This window comes from Tatumella sp. JGM91 (assembly GCF_018257575.1).
GTDB lineage: Bacteria > Pseudomonadota > Gammaproteobacteria > Enterobacterales > Enterobacteriaceae > Tatumella > Tatumella punctata.
Genome location: NZ_JAERJP010000007.1, coordinates 97,829 through 117,250, shown reverse-complemented (window position 1 = coordinate 117,250; position 19,422 = coordinate 97,829). Strand labels below are relative to the sequence as shown.

Sequence of the window (19,422 nt, the reverse complement as noted above, 5' to 3'; positions counted from 1 at the left end):
GTGATTATTCAGCAAAAAACGCCGGCTAACCGGCGTTTTTTCTGAGAAATAAAAAAGGACCATCTGCTGATGGTCCCTGCACTGGCTCTGGCTTATTTTCAGCCTTTAGGCCGGGCGACAAAACCTACCGCCTGGTAAACTTTATCCAGTGTCTCACGTGCTCTGCTGCTGGCTTTATCTGCACCTTCTTTCATGATCCGGTTCAGTAACTGTTCATCATTGCGGAAGTGTTCAAAGCGTTGTTGTAACTCTGCCAGCATCCCGGAAACAGCGTCGGCAACGGCACCTTTCAGATGTCCGTACATTTTACCGCTGAATTCCTGTTCCAGCTCGCTGACGGTTTGTCCGGTCACACCCGACAGAATATCCAGCAGGTTAGATACTCCGGCCTTATTTTTAATGTCATAACGGACTACCGGTGGCTCGTCAGAGTCAGTCACTGCACGTTTAATCTTTTTCACAACCGCTTTAGGATCTTCCAGTAATCCAATCACATTATTACGGTTATCATCGGATTTAGACATTTTTTTCGTCGGTTCCAGCAGCGACATCACCCTCGCACCGGACTTAGGAATAAAAGGCTCAGGAACCCGGAAAATATCACCATAAAGAGAGTTAAAACGCTGTGCAATATCGCGACTCAGTTCCAGATGTTGTTTCTGATCTTCCCCGACCGGTACCTGGTTAGTCTGATACAGCAGAATATCTGCCGCCATCAATACCGGATAATCAAACAGACCGGCATTAATATTTTCAGCATAACGTGACGACTTATCTTTAAACTGGGTCATACGGCTCAGCTCACCGAAATAGGTGTAGCAGTTCAGCAGCCATGAAAGCTGTGCATGCTCCGGCACATGTGACTGTACAAAGATGGTCGATTTTTCAGGGTCAATACCACAGGCCAGATACAGGGCCAGAGTATCCAGTGTCGCTTTATGCAGTGCTTGCGGATCCTGACGGACAGTAATCGCATGCTGGTCAACAATACAATAAATACAGTGGTAATCATCCTGCATCTGTACCCATTGACGAAGTGCCCCCATGTAATTACCAATGGTTAGTTCACCTGAAGGCTGCGCGCCACTAAAAACAATGGGTTTACTCATAAATTTTATCCTGATTTATTACAGCCCAAGTGCGGGCAGAAGTTGGTCAAAGCTATCCAGCACACAATCCGGGTGACTGTCTGCAATTGGCTCGCCATAGTTATATCCGTAGCTCAGCCCTGCACATGGTACTCCCGCAGACTTCGCCGCACGGATATCATTACGCGAATCACCAATAAACAGTAACTCACCGGCGGTCAGTCCCAGCTTACCCAGTACCAGATAGACAGCTGCCGGATGCGGTTTTTTGGCTGTGACATCATCACCGCCAATCACCAGCGAGAAGAACTGATCAATACCCAGTGATTTAAGTAAAGGGGCTACAAAGGGTGTAGGTTTGTTGGTCACTATCGCCATTGGCATATTCTGCTGACAAAGTATTTGCAGTGTCTGTTTCACACCGGGAAATAACGCACTGCCTTGCTCTGCCGTCTGTGCATAGAACTTATCAAACAGCTGGCGCGCCTGTGCAGCCTCATAAGGCGCAGGTGCCCGCTGCAGGGCATAAGTCAACGCACGCTGCATCATGATATCTGCCCCGTTACCTATCCAGGTGGAGACCCGGGCGACACCGGCCTCTGGCAGCGTCATCTGCTGTAATGCCATATCGACAGCGGCAGCCAGTCCGGGGGCACTGTCTGTCAGGGTTCCGTCCAGGTCAAAGGCCAGCGCACGAATATTAGTGAAATGAGCCATTAGCTGTCTCCAGTGCTCTGCGCATATCATCAATAATTTTCTTATAATCTGGGTGACCGAAAATCGCCGAGCCGGCAACAAACATATCCGCACCTGCAGCGGCGATCTGCCCGATATTATCAACTTTTACCCCGCCATCAACCTCAAGACGGATATCAAAACCACTGTGGTCGATACGCTGGCGTACCTCACGGAGCTTATTCAATGTCGAAGGCAGAAAGCTCTGACCGCCAAAACCCGGGTTAACCGACATCAGCAGGATCACATCAAGTTTGTCCATCACATAATCAAGGTAACTCAGGGGGGTGGCAGGATTAAATACCAGTCCGGCTTTGCAGCCATGCTCTTTAATCAGTTGCAGAGTACGATCAACGTGTAAAGTGGCTTCCGGGTGAAAGGTGATATAGCTGGCACCGGCATTAGCGAATTGCGGGATCAGACTATCCACAGGAGAAACCATTAAATGAACATCAATCGGCGCAGAAATACCGTAATCCCGCAGGGCTTTCAGCACCATCGGCCCCATCGTCAGGTTAGGGACGTAGTGGTTATCCATCACGTCAAAATGGACAACATCTCCGCCGGCGGCCAGTACTTTTGCCGTATCTTCACCCAGTCGGGCAAAATCTGCCGACAATATTGATGGTGCTATCAAGTAGTCTTTCATCTGATTCTCCCGATAATATTATTCAGCGTAATTCCCTGAACAATGCCGCTGTTTATGGTCAGTTTAACGATAAAGGGCCAGTATTTCGTTGACTTTGGTGCGACCGTTCACATTGCGGCTAATGGATCGTCTTGCTTTAACGATATGCTTTACCGCCGCGTTATACCATTGCTGAGTCAGCTCCGTATCATGATTAGAGATTAGCACAGGTACTGATCTTTCTTTTGCCAGTTCTTCGGCAAGCTCCGCCAGATGGATCTGCTCATGCAGGCTGAAACTGTTGGTATGGTAGGCAGTAAAATTAGCTGTTGCTGACAACGGTGCATACGGGGGATCACAATACACCACACAGCCACTGCTGGCTTCCCGCATCGTAGGGCCATAAGACTGACAGACGAAAGTAGCCTTCTGGGCACGCTCTGCGAACCACAACAGCTCGGCTTCAGGAAAATAGGGTTTCTGATAACGGCCGAAAGGTACATTGAATTCACCACGCAGGTTATAACGACAAAGACCGTTATAACCATGGCGGTTAAGATATAAAAATAACAATGCACGGTGGTAGGCATCACGGCTCAGGTTAAACTCTACCCGATGGGCATAGTAAGCCTCTGATTTATTTTCCTCTGCCATAAATAACCGGCGGGCATCTGCAATAAACGAGGTACTGTTGGTCTTAATAATATTGTAGAGATTAATTAAATCGCTATTAATATCAGCCAGTTGATAATTCTGATAGTCAGTATTCAGAAAGACAGAGCCGGCACCTACAAAAGGTTCAACTAAACAGTCCCCTTCGGGTAAGCATCGACGAATGTCATCCAGCAGGTGGTATTTACCCCCTGCCCACTTCAGGAAAGCGCGGTGTTTTTTCATGCTGTCGTAATAGAGATTTTTTCATTGATGGCTGTGGATAAACCGACAGCAGATCTGCGCTTATAAATGGGGCTGCCGGCAGCAGCCCCGATGATTATCACTTTCCGGCCTCTTTTTTGACCTGACTCACGGGTTTAACCCATGGACTTTTTGCCCGTACAGCGTCAGGAAGCGCACTGATAGCACGTTTTGCTTCTGCCGGGGTTGCATAAGAACCGCTGACCAATACAAACCATGGCTGCCCGTTACGTTGCGTCTGGTAAATATGGTAACTGCCCAGCTGTTGCTGTTTAGCCCATGTATTCAGAGCAGCTTCATGGGTTGCACCACTGAGTTGCAGGGTATATTGACCGGCAGGTAACTGGCGGGCAGGGTCTGCGGCACGGGTTACTGGCGGGACAGGTTCATGCTTCCTCACCGTGGCTGATGCGACGGGGGGGGCCGTTTTTTTCTGTTCAGCTGCCTGACGCTGTTGTACCGCCCGGCGTTGTTCTTCTGTACGACGCCGTTCTGCACTGCGACGATTTTCCCGTTGACGCTCACGTTCAGCGGCGACTGTTTTACGTTCATTCGCCTGGCTGGCGCTGTTTTGCGGAGTCCGGTGAACGACTGACGGCTTATTGGCCGGAGCGTTCAGGTTACCTGTCTGACCAGTCGCCGGTATGGGATTGGCCAGTTTTCCACTGCGGTCAAGCGTGGCAGGAGTCAACGGCAAAGATGTTGTAGCCGCCGCGGACTCTGCCGGTACCTGTGTATTATTCAGCGCACTGTTTATACCGCCAGCCACCGTAATACGCTGCTGATCAGCCGGAGCCGTCCCTGCCGCTGCCTGAGATAGCGTCGACGAGATAGCGGGCATAGCAATAGTGTTACTTCCGGCGGAGGCATTATTGGCAGGTGTCTCAGTATCTGAGGGTGTCTCTGTCGCGGCAGCAGACGCCGGGGCAGACTGCCCGCTCATGGCAGAGGTACCTGAAAGATCAATATCTTTACCAGCACTGCCGGATGAGCTGGCCGGGGCAGCAGGTGCATGTCCGGAGGGTGATTTCAGTGCAGAACCAATACCGAGGATCAACAGTAACAGCACCAGAATCCCGACGGCAATCATAATATGTTGCTTAGATACCAGTAATGATACCGGTAATTTCGGCCCTGCAGAGGGTTTACGGTTTCGCGCAGCAGGACGATCACTGGCGTCAGGCTTTAACTCATCTTCCGGTTGAAACTCATCCATTAAACCACCTCATACTTAACCATTGATCTCTCGCTGCCTTTTCGTGCCGCGGGAACACTGTATGCCGTATTATCAGCCGGGCAGACAATCATTGATTGCCCTGGTAACAATATCATGAGAAATATCGCCTCTCACTTCTGACTGCCCGATATTACGAGGCAGAACCAGACGAAGTTCACCGGCTAATACCTTTTTATCCCGCATCATATGCGGCAGATACTGGCTGGCGGTCATTTCCCGCGGTCCGTGCACCGGCAAACCGGCACGCTCCAGTAACTTAATAATACGTTGAGTATCATCAGGGCTGAAACCATTGATATATTCAGCGGTCCTGGCCGCCATCACTATACCGGCAGACACCGCTTCGCCGTGCAGCCAGTTGCCATAGCCCATATGTGCTTCAATCGCATGACCGAAGGTATGCCCCAGATTAAGCAGGGCCCGGACACCGGACTCACGCTCATCGGCAGCCACAACCCGGGCTTTAAGCTCACAGCAACGACGAATACACTGCGCCAGTGCTTTTTCATCCAGAGCAACTAATGCTTCCATATGGTTTTCCAGCCATACGAAAAAATCATTATCCAGAATGATACCGTATTTAATCACTTCTGCCAGTCCGGACGAAAGTTCACGCGGGGGCAGCGTTTTCAGACAATCAGTATCAATGATGACCGAGGCAGGCTGATAAAACGCGCCGATCATATTTTTACCCAGCGGATGGTTTACCGCTGTTTTTCCCCCGACAGAGGAATCTACCTGTGAGAGTAAGGTGGTGGGTATTTGAATAAAGCGGACACCACGCTGATAGCAGGCCGCAGCAAAACCCGTCATGTCGCCAATTACACCGCCGCCGAGAGCGATCAGGGTGGTATCACGGCCATGAGGTTTTTCAAGTAATGCGGTGAATATTTGTTCAAGGACAGTCAGCGTTTTATACTGTTCACCGTCAGGCAATATAACCTGGTCAACTAAAACGCCTGCAGCTGATAGTTTTTCAGTCACAGCATCCAGATACAGCGGTGCCAATGTATCATTGGTCACCACCATTACAGGATTTCCGGCACCCAGCGGCCAGTATGAGGCAGGATCATCAAACAAACCTGCAGCTATTCTTATCGGATAACTACGTTCTTCAAGTGAGACCGTGATCTGCTCCATAATGATCGATACCCTGCAACTTAGTCTGCTTAAGATAAATTAATTACTTTCCAGCATATGAATAATCTGGTTCGCGACCACTTTAGCACTTTGCTCATCAGTTCGAATGGTCACATCTGCAATTTCTTCATACAGCGGATTTCGCTCACCCGCCAGTTCTTCCAGCACTTCCCGCGGAGGAGAATCAACCTGAAGTAAAGGACGTCGTTTGTCACGCTGTGTACGTGCCAGTTGCTTTTCTATTGTCGTTTCCAGATACACAACCACACCACGGGCGGAAAGACGATTGCGGGTTTCACGTGATTTTACTGAGCCCCCCCCCGTCGCAAGAACAATGCCTTGTTTTTCAGTCAGCTCGTTGATGATTTTTTCTTCACGATCACGAAAACCATCTTCGCCTTCTACATCAAATACCCAGCCAACATCAGCTCCGGTACGTCGCTCAATTTCCTGATCGGAATCATAAAATTCCATATTGAGTTGCTGAGCTAACTGACGACCAATAGTGCTTTTGCCGGCACCCATAGGCCCAACCAGAAAGATATTTCGTTTCTCTGCCATTTTATCGGTATTACTAAGAATTCGTTGATGATACCCCGCGTTCAGCCTTGCTGACAGGCGGGACAGAAACTGAGACCTCATAAGCGTTAATAAGAGTCAGACAAAAAATTATCTCAACACTATGGGTCGTTTGGCAACCAAATAAATGATTTCCGGCGAAGCTTTCTCCTCCGGAGCGATATTAAATCGTATCTTTTGTTCATTTTTACAACAACATTGCTGCAGACAACAAAGATAACCTGATACTTTATCTGGTCCCGGATAACTACATACAGGTTTACAAAATCGCTAATCTTTTATGCTAAATATTACGCTGCGTCAACGTTGTTCCCTGCTGTGGGGATAATTACAGGGAATAATCAGGGAAATACCAATCTGGGGGTGATAAATATCACCAGTTCCCGCTTCGTCTGCTGGCTGACATCCTGCCGGAAAAGACGGCCAATCGCGGGTAATTCCCCGATAACCGGGACTTTGTTCTGCTGGTTATTCGTCTGTTGCTGAAAGATCCCGCCAAGTGCTACCGTCTGTCCGTCCTGAATAGTGACTTTGGTCTCAATTTCCTGCTTATCAATACTCAGAGGCACATTATTGCCTTTTTGCAGGGCCTTGCCCGGGACATTCTGGCTCAGCCGGATGGTCAGCCTGACATTGCCTTCTCCCAGCACTTCCGGTGTAATCTGCATCCCCAGTACCGCTTCTTTAAATTCCACGGTCGCGTTTTCATTTCTGCCCTGCGAGACAATATAAGGGATTTCTGTCCCCTGTTTTATGGAGGCCACATTACCATGTGAGGTTATCAGACGCGGGCTGGCGATGATCTCAATCTGGTTTTCCTGCTCAAGTGCGCTCAGTTCAAGATTCAGCAACTGACCATTGATTCTGGCCAGCGTCATTCCCGCAGAGAAGAAAGCCGACTCAACACTTAACGGTATATCCAGCGACGGCGATGCCAGAATATCATTCACCGATGAAACACCACCCAGTCCCCAGCCGACACCCAGTTCACGTAACTGCTCTTCACTGATAGTCACGATATGGGCCGTAATTTCTACCTGCGGGACGGGTATATCGAACAGGGTTATCCACTGCGCAATGCTGACCAGCGCCGGGCCGGTATCGCGGATAATTAACATATTTGCTCTGCTATTCAGAGAGATTCGTCCCCGGGGAGTCAGAGGGCCAGCGTTCTCCTTAAGCAACAATGACCTGACCTGATTAACATCCGTATAGCGCAGTACAAAACGGCGGGTTTCCAGAGGTAATGCTGCTTCAACTGAATCCAGTGGCGGATGTCCGGTTTTCTCATCTCCGGAGCGTGGAGATATACGTAAAATATTTTGTTTACACCGGGCGGTCACCCCCGCCATTTCTGCCACCAGCGCTACTGCCTGCGGCCATTCAACGTCGCGTAATCTGACAGTTAAGCTTCCGCTCACCCCGTGAGCGATCACCAGGTTAGCCTGCCGGAACTCGGCGAGGTGATAAAATATTTGTGCTACCGGTGTATCCTCAAAATCCACGGTCACAGGGTTTGCAGTGACACTGCCAGTCGCTGCAACAGAGAGCAAAAAACACAGCAGTTTAGCGTTCATGGGCATGACCAGTGGCCATTGTCAGTAGCCATAAAGGGGTCTGGCATTCACCCGTATTGCGTAATATCACACGGCCCCGCGTTATCTGTTCAACCTGCCATAACGTTCCCGGTAAGTACTGTCCGGCGAACAACAAGTAATAGCCCTGTGAGGGATGTGAAAGCCGGGCTGCTTGTTTATCCTGTTGCAGTACTGTCCCCTGTAAGCGCCATTGTGGTTCCCCCCTGTCCGGCAGGCGGCACTGGAGACTGATATCGGGTGGCTGAAAAGGGTTGCGGGCCGCTCCTGATACGTAAAAGCAGCAAAAAAACATCAGCGAGTAATAATGAATATTATTCATCAGGATTTAACCACATCACCATTTCCAGCCCCTCTTCCCGGTATTCAAGACCAAACCGGATCGGTAACAGAGAGGGCTGTAATATCCTCATCTGTCTGAAAAAGACCGCAACTTGCGGCCAATCAAGCTGCAATTGTATCTCTGCCGGTGACTCTGTATTACGCCAGCGTCTGAGGGTTATCTCGTTGCCTGCCAGTATTTCTTCCAGGGCAATCCCTGTTTTCTGCTGTTGTGTGTTTCGTCGAATCAGTAACTGGTCACGTAACTGCTCCGCTGGCAGTAAACGGGATAATTGTTCCTGTTGCTGTCGGAGAAAGTTGTCCTGACGCAGATACTGTTGTTCACTGCGCTGCCAGCGCTGCCATTCCGGAAGAATCAGCAGCAGTGCAGAAAATAGCAGACCACACGCGGAGGTCAGGAGAAACAGGCCCCATTGCTGATAATGCGGCCGATAAAGCATGCCAGTTGCCCATTCAGTCATCTGCCCATCCCCCGTACAGTTGCATGCTTACCGCCAGATAGGCCCTGAGGGTAAAACGGTAATCCCCCTGCCCTGTCCCCTGCATTTCCTGAATATCGACCCGGGTGAAGAATGCTTGTCGCCGGAGGTTTCTTGTAAACAACATCAGGCTGGAGAGGGTATCCGCCTGGCCACGAAACGTCAGTGTCGTCTGTTCCTGTGCTACCGATATCAGCCACAGAGATAAAGGCATCAGGGCCGGTAACTTCACCCAGAAACGGCGCCAGTTATCCAGTCTGTCGGCCAGTGCCTGACGGGCTTCATCCTGTTGCTGTCGGTCAACTAACTGCTGAGATAACTGTTGTTGCTCTGCCAGCAGGCGACTGGTCAGTGCCTGTAATTTTTTCTGCTGGGCAACCCATACCGCGGTCTGTTTCCCGGACTGTGTCAGAGATAACCACAGGGCACTATTGACCGTCAGAAGGACAACCAGCATTAACAGAGCACGGGTCAGCCATTGCTGCTTCCTGCGTTGCAATACAGCTTCCCGCCATGGTAATAAATTTACCCGGATCACAGACGATCGTCCTGACGCAGTGCCAGCCCGGCAGCTAACGTAAAACTGCTTTCTTCTGCCGGTAACGGCGGCTGGCGATACACAATGGCAGGGAAAGGCGAAAAAAGACGAAATCCGGCGGGGACCCGTGGCGGAAGCTGACTGCCACAAAAAAAACGAGCCTCTGCCTCAGGGCATTGCTGCGTACATATGAATTCAGCATCGGGACACTGCTGCCGAAACTGCCAGCCATGTTGCAGCTTACCCTGACGATAGCAGGCCCATAGCCAGAATGTATCGCTTTCATGGACAAGGATCCGGTCATGACCGGAACCCTGCATACTCAGGGCGACCGCAAGACTGCCATGCATTAGTTCAAAAACATCAGGGCTGAGTCCGGCCCGATAGAAAATATTTTGCCATTGTTCAATAACTGTCTGACTGGCTACCGTAATACTGACACTGTCAGACTGCAGGACAGCCGGCTGATAATCTATCGCTAACGGGCCGCTGCCTTCAGGAAATAACCGCCCTGCGGCCGCCCTGATATAACTCCCCAGCACAGGTTCGCAGGCAACAGCAGACGGAACATCCAGCTGCCGCTGTAATACCAGGTGTGGCGGTAACCCTACACGTAATGAGAACTTTCGCGGCAGTAATCTGCGCCAGCGCTCTAATAACCGGACCAGCACGGTCCGGGGGCCATTCATATCCTGATTACTATCCTGACAGGGAACAGGTTGCTGCCACCAGTGGCGTAGTTGCCAGCCATTACGTCGCGGCTGAACCCCGAGGGCGGTAACCTGCCCGGGCTGAATATCAAGCCCGATATGCCAGTAATTTGCCTTCATCCAGGACACCTCCATTGTGTCTGTGCGTAAAATGACGTATCAAACCATTCCGACAGCCTTTATACTACGCGCCGATTGTTTATAAACTGTCCGGTTGACCTATAGCGGGAAATTTCAGGTGAAGTTCTTAAAGTATTTATTCATTTTGGCAGTGTGTTGCGTGCTACTGGGCGTGGGCTCGGTTTATGGCTTATATAAATATATAGAGCCTCAGTTACCCGACGTTAACACGCTGAAAGACGTTCGCCTGCAGACACCCATGCAGGTGTACAGTGCTGACGGCGACCTCATCGCACAATTTGGCGAAAAACGCCGTGTGCCGTTAAAACTTAATCAGATCCCGCCGGAGATGGTAAAAGCGTTCATCGCGACCGAAGACAGTCGTTTTTATGAGCACCACGGGGTTGATCCTGTCGGCGTTTTCCGCGCCGCGAGTATTGCGCTGGTCTCCGGCCATGCCAGCCAGGGTGCCAGTACTATTACCCAGCAATTAGCACGGAACTTTTTCCTCACCCCGGAAAAAACGCTGATGAGGAAAATCAAAGAAGCGTTCCTCGCTATCCGTATCGAACAGCTGCTCAGTAAAGATGAAATTCTTGAGTTGTATCTGAATAAAATTTATCTCGGCTACAGGGCTTATGGTGTGGGTGCGGCAGCGCAGGTGTACTTCGGCAAAAATGTTGACCAGCTGACATTGAGTGAGATGGCAATGATTGCCGGATTGCCGAAAGCCCCTTCCACGTTTAACCCGCTCTATTCCCCTGAGCGAGCTCTGGCACGCCGTAACGTTGTTCTGTCCCGTATGCTGGACCAGAACTATATTACCCGCCAGCAATATGATGACGCCCGTCAGCAGAAAATTGATGCCAGCTATCATGGTCCGGAAGTGGTTTTTACCGCACCGTATATTACCGAAATGGTGCGTCAGGAAATGATTAAACGCTACGGGGATAATGCGTATACTGATGGCTTCAAGGTATACACCACTATCACCCGCCGGTTACAGACCGCGGCCCAGGATGCCGTCCGGAAGAATGTGATTGATTATGATATGCGCCACGGCTATCGCGGACCACAAAAAGTATTGTGGAAACCTCAGGAGCAGGCCTGGGCACCTTCAAAGATCAATGACGAGCTGAACAGCCTGCCGGTTTACGGTCCCCTGATCCCTGCGGTAGTCACCTCTGCTGACAGCACTGCTGCCAGCGTGGTGATAAAAGGCGGTAACAGGCTATCCCTCGACCTTGCTGCAGTACGCTGGGCGAGACCTTTTCGGTCAGACACTGTGCAGGGCCCGGTACCACGTTCGGTCAGCCAGGTTCTCCAGGCCGGACAACAGATTTGGGTACGTCAGGATAACAGCCAGTGGTTACTGGCACAGGTTCCGGAAGTTAACTCGGCGTTAGTTTCTCTGAACTCTAAAACCGGGGCTGTCATAGCACTGGTCGGTGGTTTTGACTTCAGCCAGAGTATGTTTAACCGGGCCACTCAGGCATTACGCCAGGTAGGTTCTAATATTAAACCTCTCCTTTATACCGCTGCTCTGGATAAAGGGCTGACACTGGCAACCATGTTAAACGATGTACCGATTTCCCGCTGGGATGCCGGTGCCGGCACTGACTGGCGCCCCCATAATTCGCCAAATACCTATGACGGGCCTATCCGCTTACGTGAAGGCCTGGGTCTGTCGAAAAACGTGGTGATGGTCAGAGCAATGCGGGCGATGGGCGTAGACTATGCAGTGCAGTATCTGCAACGTCTCGGATTCCCGGCACAGAATATTGTGCGCACCGAATCACTGGCGTTAGGTGCGGCATCTTTCACCCCGATGCAGGTCGTCCGTGGGTATGCAACCTTAACCAATGGCGGCTTCCTGATTGATCCCTGGTTTATCCAGCGAATCGAAGATCCATCGGGGGCTACCGTATTTGAGGAAAAACCCAAAATTGCCTGCCCGCAGTGTAATATCCCGGTGATTTATGGTGATACACCGAAATCTGCGGCACTGAATGAAGACAGTATCGAGAACGTGGCCCGGCCGGATGAAACTCCGGTCACGGAACCGGCACCGCCGCAGACCGATCTTGAGCAGGCTCCCGGTCAGCCGGCTACCGATCAACAATACGCACCCCATGTCATCAGTACTCAGCTATCTTTCCTGATTAAAAGTGCAATGAACTCAAATATCTTCGGCGAACCGGGCTGGCAAGGAACTGGCTGGCGTGCAGGGAGAGACCTGAAACGTAATGATATCGGCGGCAAAACCGGAACCACCAATAGTTCTAAAGATGCATGGTTTTCCGGTTATGGTCCGGACATTGCGACATCCGTCTGGATCGGTTTCGATGATGCCCGCAGAGACCTGGGCCGCAGTACCTTGTCCGGCGTGATAAAAGATCAGGCTTCCGGCTATGAGGGCGGAGCCAAAACAGCCCAGCCGGCGTGGGATGATTATATGAAAGTCGCTCTGGACGGTGTTGCCCTGCAACCACTGATACCGCCGGAGGGAATTACGACAGTCACTATCGATCGCAGTACCGGTAAGTTATCTAAAGGCGGAAGTAACAGTCGCCAGGAATATTTTATTACCGGTACCGAGCCGACGGAATATTCAGTCAGCGATAGCAGCCCGACTATTATGGATAATGGCCAGAGCCATGACCTGTTCTGAGGTTCACTGAGCAACAAAAAGCCGGCACTGCCGGCTTTTTGTCAGATTTGAGGGTTATTCCGCGCCAGTGCTCTGTTTCAGCAGCCATTCACGTAATAAAAACAGTGCGCTGATATTACGGGCCTCACTAAACTGTTCTTTATCCAGCAAGGCAAGCAAATCATCCACCGGCCAGCGATGGACAACAAGTGGCTCAGGTTCATCCCCTGCCAGCTTTTCAGGGTAGAGGTCCTGTGCAACAATAATATTCATACGGCTGGAAAAGTAGGAAGGGGCCATCGTCAGGCTCGCCAGCAGCTCTGTCTTTCCGGCACCAAAACCCACCTCTTCCTTAAGCTCGCGCTGTGCCGCCTGCAACGGTGTTTCCCCGGGATCAATTAATCCTTTAGGGAAGCCCAGTTCATAACTTTCAAGTCCGACTGCATACTCTTCAATCAGCAGAACCGAATCCCCGTCGAGAGCAAGGATCATGACTGCTTCTCTGCCGTTCGGCTTCATCCGTTCATAGACCCGTCGCTCTCCGTTACTGAATTCCAGACTGACTTCCTGAATCGTAAACAGCCGGGAACGGGCAACCTCACTGACATTTAAAATTTCCGGTTTTTTCAGGGAACCCATTGATAACCTCGAAAAGAGCGTCGTAATGAACGCGTATATTATTAGCTGCTATTGAACCACAGCTGCCCTGTTAAGCTCAAATATCCCGGTGTTAACTCTTCACAACAGGCACTGGCTAAGGCATTATTTTCGCCAACACCATCCCTGAAAAAGCGCACAACACAATCAGAATTAACCGATACACTGAGAGCACTTTGTGCCGTAAAATATGTCCGGCATAGCGTATTTATCAATCATCCCGGAGTTTACGCCCCGCTGATAATGGGAGCACTTCCATTGCATCGCTGGCGGTCAGCCGCTATCTTTTCGGTAAAAATGACAATAGCGTTTTTTTCCAGGGCAACTCACCTTCGTGGATTTTTCAGGGCCAGGTTGAACATTGCATGAGTATGATGATTACTATATTGGCATTGGCAATTATACTGGCAGTCGCCGCAATAGTGTACTTCACAAGATATCGCTCATTTCCGGAGAAATTACTCTTACGGATACCCGCCTCCTGCCGGAAGATTTATCCTGATGAGAAACAGGCTGTAATTAAGTACCTGTCAACACTCAGGACTGCTGAACCATCATTTTTCTCGCGTCTGACTCGCCAGAAGACCAGTAAAGACCCGGTGTTTACCTTACAGAGCCACAAAGTTTATTCGGTAACTCACCCGATAACCCGTTACGGATTATCAACAGAGTCACCCCGGCAATGGCGTTACTATCTGGACACGCTGGAAATTCATCTGCCGCCCCTCTGGGAACAATTTATTACCGCAGAAAACACCATTGAATTAATCCCTGCCGGTAATACCCTGCTGGTGACTTCGCTGAATGGTCACCAGCTGATTGATTATGATAAAGAGGTCACTGAGCGTCCTCTGCCTCCCCCGGAACAAGTCAACTCCCCCGCCTCTATCCGTAAAGAGAAAAGCAGTAATGTAGAACTGCTGCAGATTCGCAAAGAGACACCGGAGGAACATCAGCTTTCACGACCAGACGGCACAACCGAAGCGGTGATTATCTGTCTGGCACTGCTGATCCTGTTCCTCAGCCAGCTGGTCCCCACCGTCGTTATGTTGTGGCTGGTTATTCCGGCCTTACTTATTATCGCCGGATGTCTGTGGCTGATGTATCGTCCCGTAAAACTGAGCGACTACCAGGATATTCACTGTATGCGGGGTATTCCTAAACGCTGGGGACTATTTGGTGAGTCTAATCAGGAGCAGAGCAACATTTCTCTGGGAGTTATCGACCTGCAATATCCGGATTACTGGAAACCCTATATTCACCACGACCTGGGGAAAGTGACAGATATTGATATTAATGCAGAGAAGCTGGTGGTGCGTCAGGGCCGCTTCCTTTCTCTGCATGATGAGATTCGTGAATACCCTCTCCGTCACTGGCGCAGAAATGCCGTTCTGGCCAGCGGTGCTTTATTGGTACTGATAATGATGGCCAGCTGGGTACCGCTGGGCATGCCGTTTAAACTGAGTCTTGCCTGGTTACAGGGAACACAGCGTATTGAGGTGACCTCTCTCAGCCAGCTTTCAGCCATGAAACTCCGGGTCGGGGATTTACTGGATGTGAAAGGCCAGGGAATGTGCTCCGTTCCCGGCAGTTATCAGGGAAACAGAATGTACGGATATATGCCCTTTGACTGCTCTGCAATTTACTGGAATAACGCCACTCCGCTGCCATTACCCCAGTCAGAAACCGTCGATGAAACCATGGCCTTACTGGAGACTATCCGTCGACAGCTACATCCGGGATCAGCAGAAAACATGAAGATTAATCCGCAACTGGCCCTGGCTATCGAAAAATCCGGCATGATCCTGCTGGATGACTTTTCGGATATCGTCATCCGCGCCAATCAGTTGTGCGGACAACCGATGGACTGCACACGCCTGAAAAATGCACTGGTTAATCTGGAAAATGCCAAAGACTGGCCATCTCTGGTGGATAAGGCTAAGTCTGGTCAGCTAAACGGTATTAATGTATTACTGCGTCCGGTGAGTGCGGATACGCTGGAAAGCCTGGTAAACAATGCTGCTGCAACCTTTTTTACCAGCGAAACACGTAAAGCGATAGAGACACTGAACAGTCCGCCGCCGGGGGGGTATCTGCTGATCAGTGATCAGGGACGGCAGTTTGTCAGACAACCTCAGCCGGATGTGCCGTTATTTAACCTGGATGCCCCGCAACAGTGGGATGAACTACAACGTATTTCAGCAATGCTGCTCCATACGCCATTCAGTGCGTCCGGTATCATTACTGCTCTTGCTGTCGATGCTAACGGTACAACTCATGTCTCATTACATGAGGTCCCGGGTAAATTCCTGCTATGGCGTTATCTGGGGACATCTCTGTTTCTGATTGCCCTTATCGCATGCCTGCTGGTCAATGTTATATTCCTGCTGCGCGGGATCCATAAAGACCGTCAGCGCAGCCTGGCAATTCAGCGATACTACGATAAGTGCTTTAACCCGACCCTGAGTCACCCCGCGGATACACGTTCACTGTTCTGACATTGTCATTGTTTATGGTAACCTGCCGCCCCCGGCTGCAGCCCGGATGTTAAACAGACAGTGCCATGAACAGGATGTGCTCACTGCCTTGATTTATTTATATCCACCCATATCTATGGATCATCCGGCACAGGATAATATCAACAGGGTTCTGACCCGATGATTCCTGTGTGTCAGGCGTGCTGCTATTCCCGGTGCAGCCGCTTACCGGCACGCTCCGTCAACAGGAATAATAACCACGGCTGGCCGGTTTCTGACAAGATAACTCACAAAAACATGCTTATGTTGCGGGAGTCAGCATGAAATCACAGAATCAGGAACAGGGTGTCCGGCTGGACAAATGGCTATGGGCAGCCCGTTTTTATAAGACCCGGGCTATCGCCAGAGAGATGATCGAAGGCGGTAAAGTCCATTACAACGGCCAGCGGGCTAAACCCGGTAAACAGGTTGAAGCCAGTGCACAGCTGAGCCTCCGTCAGGGCAATGAGCAACGGACGGTGATTATTACCGGAATAACAGGCCGGCGAGGCAGTGCAACCGATGCACAGTTACTGTACCGGGAAACTCCGGAAAGTATCGGGAAACGCGAAGCACAGGCCATCGCCCGCAAACAGTTTGCACTGACGATGCCGCATCCTGACAGACGTCCGGATAAAAAAGAGCGCCGTCATTTGATTAAATTTAAATTAACGGGTGATGAGTAAATCACACACCCAAAGAGAGACACTTATGCCAGTAAAAGACCAGCTCCATCGCTATTTATTTAATAATGTCGCGGTTCGTGGTGAACTCGTCAATGTTTCACATACCCTTAAAGATATTGTTAAGGATCACGACTACCCACAACCGGTACAGGAACTGCTGGCGGAACTGCTGGTTGCTACCAGCCTGATGACAGCGACACTCAAGTTTGAAGGGAATATCACGGTACAGCTACAGGGTGATGGTCCGTTGTCCATGGCGGTAATTAATGGTAATAATCATCAGCAATTTCGCGGCGTTGCCCGCACCCGCGGTGATATCGACGCAGGCAGTACTCTGAAACAGATGGCTGGCAACGGTTACCTGATTATTACCATTACTCCGGAAAAAGGAGAGCGCTATCAGGGTGTTGTCGGACTGGAAGGGGATACCGTTGCGGCCTGTCTGGAAGACTATTTTATGCGCTCAGAGCAGTTACCGACCCGGATGATTATTCGTCAGAACCCGCAGGGCGCGGGCGGCATATTGCTGCAAGTCCTCCCGGCACAGGATACCAGTACCGACGACTTCGAGCACTTAGCGACGTTATCTGACACCATTAAAGCCGAAGAACTGGTGTCTCTGCCGGCAAATGATGTGTTGTGGCGTCTCTATCATCAGGAAGACGTGACCGTATTTGATCCGGCAGATATTGAATTCAAATGTACCTGTTCCCGTCAGCGCTGCGGCGATGTACTGAAAACTGTCGCCAGCGAAGAGATTGATCAGATACTGGCCGAAGACGGCAAGATTGATATGCACTGCGATTACTGTGGTGCACATTACTTATATGATGCTGTTGATGTGGCAAATATCCGTAATAATACCGTGACCGGCAGCGACACTCACGACGCCATTCACTAATCACTTCGGGGAAGGCCTGCCCGTATCAGGGCCTTCCCAAAAACCGGCACAGTTGGCATAAATTAGTCAGTTTTCTGGCAACTGTGTCGGTGAAGTACAACTCTCCTCACAGTTTTTCCTGCGTCCACTTTCTGCATTATCTATCCGGTGTAAACTGCCTCCGCTTATCAGACAGAGCGTCCCCATGTGTGATAAATCTGCCAGAACTGACGCGGGCATATTCACTTGCAAATACAGGATTGAAGGAGCAGCAGCATGTCTTCCAGACGCAGGAAATTACCCGACCTCTCATCGCTAGGTATCAGCGACCCTGTCGAGGTTATTTATAACCCTGACTATGAAGTGTTGTTCAATGAGGAAACCCGTCCTGGGCTCCGGGGCTGTGAGCGCGCGACTCTCACCCAAAGCGGTGCTGTTTCGGTCGATACCGGTATTTTTACCGGCCGTTCGCCCAAAGATAAATATATTGTCCGGGATGAAACCACCCGCCACAACGTCTGGTGGAGTGACAGCAGTAAAGGAAAAAATGACAACCAGCCACTGTCACAGGAAACCTGGCAGGTGCTGAAAAATCTGGTCAGCGAACAGTTGTCCGGGAAACGGCTATTTGTCGTGGATGCATTCTGCGGGGCGAATGCTGACAGCCGTCTGAGCGTCAGATTTATCACCGAAGTTGCATGGCAGGCCCATTTTGTCAAAAACATGTTTATCCGGCCATCGGAAACAGAGCTGGAGCAGTTCGAACCTGACTTTGTGGTACTCAATGGGGCGAAATGTACCTGTCCTGACTGGCAGGCCCGCGGACTGCATTCTGAGAATTTCGTGGCATTTAACCTGACAGAGCGTATTCAGTTAATCGGCGGCACCTGGTACGGCGGCGAGATGAAAAAAGGGTTATTTTCAGTAATGAATTACCTGCTGCCACTGCAAGATATCGCGTCCATGCACTGTTCTGCCAATGTCGGTAAGCAGGGTGATGTTGCCGTGTTCTTTGGCTTATCCGGTACCGGTAAAACCACCTTATCCACAGATCCGGCCCGTCAGTTAATCGGTGACGATGAACACGGCTGGGATAACGACGGCGTCTTTAATTTTGAAGGCGGCTGCTATGCCAAAACTATCCATCTGTCAGAGCAGGCTGAGCCGGAAATCTATCAGGCAATACGCCGTGATGCGTTACTGGAAAACGTGGTCGTACGGGCAGATGGCAGTATTGACTTCAATGACAACAGTAAGACCGAAAATACACGGGTATCTTACCCTATCAGTCATATTGATAATATTGTCAGCCCCGTATCAAAAGCCGGTCATGCACGGAAAGTCATTTTTCTGACCGCTGATGCTTTCGGTATTTTACCGCCGGTTGCCAGACTGACGCCGGAGCAGACACAGTACCATTTTCTGTCCGGGTTCACGGCTAAACTGGCAGGGACTGAACGGGGCATAATCACGCCGTCACCGACCTTCTCTGCCTGCTTTGGTGCGGCTTTTTTAACCCTGCACCCGACCCGCTATGCAGAAGTCCTGTTGAAACGGATGCAGACAGCAGGGGCCGAAGCGTATCTGGTGAATACGGGCTGGAATGGCAAAGGCCAAAGGATTTCGCTGAAAGATACCCGCGCCATCATTAACGCGATTCTTAATGATGAATTACAGCAGGCGACGTTCCAGACACTGCCGGTATTTAACCTGCAGGTGCCGGTGGCACTGAAACAGGTCGACAAACAGATACTGGATCCGAGAAACAGCTGGGAAACCGCAGAACAATGGCAGGAAAATGCCATTACCCTTGCCCGCAAGTTTGTCGATAACTTTGAACAGTATACGGATACCCCTGCCGGTAAAGCACTGGCGGAAGCAGGCCCGGCACTGCATAGCTGACAGAGAACTGACGGGATTATGCTTA

18 protein-coding genes are annotated in these 19,422 nt (G+C 50.5%); 5 read left to right on the top strand and 13 right to left on the bottom strand.

What is annotated here, in order from left to right:
- Positions 1-98 precede the first annotated feature (98 nt).
- The 12 genes from trpS to JK198_RS06765 form a co-directional block, all read right to left on the bottom strand.
- Entirely contained in the window at positions 99-1,109 is a 1,011-nt protein-coding gene (gene trpS / locus JK198_RS06820; protein ID WP_212707398.1) for a tryptophan--tRNA ligase, read from the bottom strand.
- An 18-nt stretch (positions 1,110-1,127) separates the two neighbouring features.
- A complete protein-coding gene (locus tag JK198_RS06815; RefSeq protein ID WP_212710322.1) occupies positions 1,128-1,805 on the bottom strand; it encodes a phosphoglycolate phosphatase in 678 nt (225 codons plus the stop codon).
- Positions 1,789-2,472 (bottom strand): ribulose-phosphate 3-epimerase, encoded by a 684-nt coding sequence (rpe, locus tag JK198_RS06810; RefSeq protein ID WP_212707396.1) that lies wholly within the window; start codon positions 2,470-2,472, stop codon positions 1,789-1,791. Before rpe ends, JK198_RS06815 begins: the two co-directional genes overlap by 17 nt.
- 63 nt (positions 2,473-2,535) lie before the next feature.
- Positions 2,536-3,348, bottom strand: coding sequence for an adenine-specific DNA-methyltransferase (gene dam, locus JK198_RS06805; protein WP_212707395.1), 813 nt, complete (start codon positions 3,346-3,348; stop codon positions 2,536-2,538).
- Between the two features lie 97 nt (positions 3,349-3,445).
- Complete coding sequence (locus JK198_RS06800; protein ID WP_212710321.1) at positions 3,446-4,582, bottom strand: SPOR domain-containing protein; 1,137 nt, start codon at positions 4,580-4,582, stop codon at positions 3,446-3,448.
- Between the two features lie 72 nt (positions 4,583-4,654).
- Positions 4,655-5,743 carry a 3-dehydroquinate synthase gene (gene aroB / locus JK198_RS06795; RefSeq protein ID WP_212707393.1) on the bottom strand — a complete coding sequence of 363 codons (1,089 nt, stop codon included), beginning with the start codon at positions 5,741-5,743 and terminating at the stop codon, positions 4,655-4,657.
- A 39-nt stretch (positions 5,744-5,782) separates the two neighbouring features.
- Complete coding sequence (gene aroK / locus JK198_RS06790) at positions 5,783-6,304, bottom strand: shikimate kinase AroK (RefSeq protein ID WP_212707392.1); 522 nt, start codon at positions 6,302-6,304, stop codon at positions 5,783-5,785.
- Between the two features lie 359 nt (positions 6,305-6,663).
- Positions 6,664-7,899, bottom strand: a complete 1,236-nt coding sequence (gene pilQ / locus JK198_RS06785) for a type IV pilus secretin PilQ (RefSeq protein ID WP_212710320.1) — start codon at positions 7,897-7,899, stop codon at positions 6,664-6,666.
- On the bottom strand, positions 7,889-8,239 hold the full coding sequence (locus JK198_RS06780; RefSeq protein WP_212707390.1) for a HofP DNA utilization family protein: 351 nt from the start codon (positions 8,237-8,239) through the stop codon (positions 7,889-7,891). The genes pilQ and JK198_RS06780 overlap by 11 nt, the downstream gene beginning before the upstream one ends.
- Entirely contained in the window at positions 8,232-8,720 is a 489-nt protein-coding gene (locus JK198_RS06775; protein WP_212707389.1) for a hypothetical protein, read from the bottom strand. Before JK198_RS06775 ends, JK198_RS06780 begins: the two co-directional genes overlap by 8 nt.
- Positions 8,713-9,276, bottom strand: a complete 564-nt coding sequence (locus JK198_RS16935) for a PilN domain-containing protein (protein WP_212710319.1) — start codon at positions 9,274-9,276, stop codon at positions 8,713-8,715. Before JK198_RS16935 ends, JK198_RS06775 begins: the two co-directional genes overlap by 8 nt.
- Complete coding sequence (locus JK198_RS06765) at positions 9,273-10,106, bottom strand: pilus assembly protein (protein WP_212707387.1); 834 nt, start codon at positions 10,104-10,106, stop codon at positions 9,273-9,275. The genes JK198_RS16935 and JK198_RS06765 overlap by 4 nt, the downstream gene beginning before the upstream one ends.
- Positions 10,107-10,224: 118 nt before the next feature.
- On the opposite strand from JK198_RS06765, the gene mrcA reads away from it, so the two are divergent.
- Positions 10,225-12,777, top strand: coding sequence for a peptidoglycan glycosyltransferase/peptidoglycan DD-transpeptidase MrcA (mrcA, locus tag JK198_RS06760; RefSeq protein WP_212707386.1), 2,553 nt, complete (start codon positions 10,225-10,227; stop codon positions 12,775-12,777).
- 54 nt (positions 12,778-12,831) lie between these two features.
- On the opposite strand, the gene nudE is transcribed toward mrcA, so the two are convergent.
- Entirely contained in the window at positions 12,832-13,395 is a 564-nt protein-coding gene (nudE, locus tag JK198_RS06755; protein WP_212707385.1) for an ADP compounds hydrolase NudE, read from the bottom strand.
- Between the two features lie 383 nt (positions 13,396-13,778).
- Here nudE and JK198_RS06750 point away from each other — a divergent pair, with 383 nt between their 5' ends.
- The 4 genes from JK198_RS06750 (at position 13,779) to pckA (ending at position 19,397) form a co-directional block, all read left to right on the top strand.
- Positions 13,779-15,911 carry an IgaA/UmoB family intracellular growth attenuator gene (locus JK198_RS06750; protein WP_212707384.1) on the top strand — a complete coding sequence of 711 codons (2,133 nt, stop codon included), beginning with the start codon at positions 13,779-13,781 and terminating at the stop codon, positions 15,909-15,911.
- Between the two features lie 299 nt (positions 15,912-16,210).
- Positions 16,211-16,615, top strand: a complete 405-nt coding sequence (gene hslR, locus JK198_RS06745; RefSeq protein ID WP_212707383.1) for a ribosome-associated heat shock protein Hsp15 — start codon at positions 16,211-16,213, stop codon at positions 16,613-16,615.
- Positions 16,616-16,640: 25 nt separating this feature from the next.
- Positions 16,641-17,516: an Hsp33 family molecular chaperone HslO gene (gene hslO, locus JK198_RS06740; protein WP_212710318.1), complete on the top strand. Its 876-nt coding sequence runs from the start codon at positions 16,641-16,643 to the stop codon at positions 17,514-17,516.
- A gap of 255 nt (positions 17,517-17,771) precedes the next feature.
- On the top strand, positions 17,772-19,397 hold the full coding sequence (gene pckA, locus JK198_RS06735; RefSeq protein ID WP_212710317.1) for a phosphoenolpyruvate carboxykinase (ATP): 1,626 nt from the start codon (positions 17,772-17,774) through the stop codon (positions 19,395-19,397).
- Positions 19,398-19,422 lie beyond the last annotated feature (25 nt).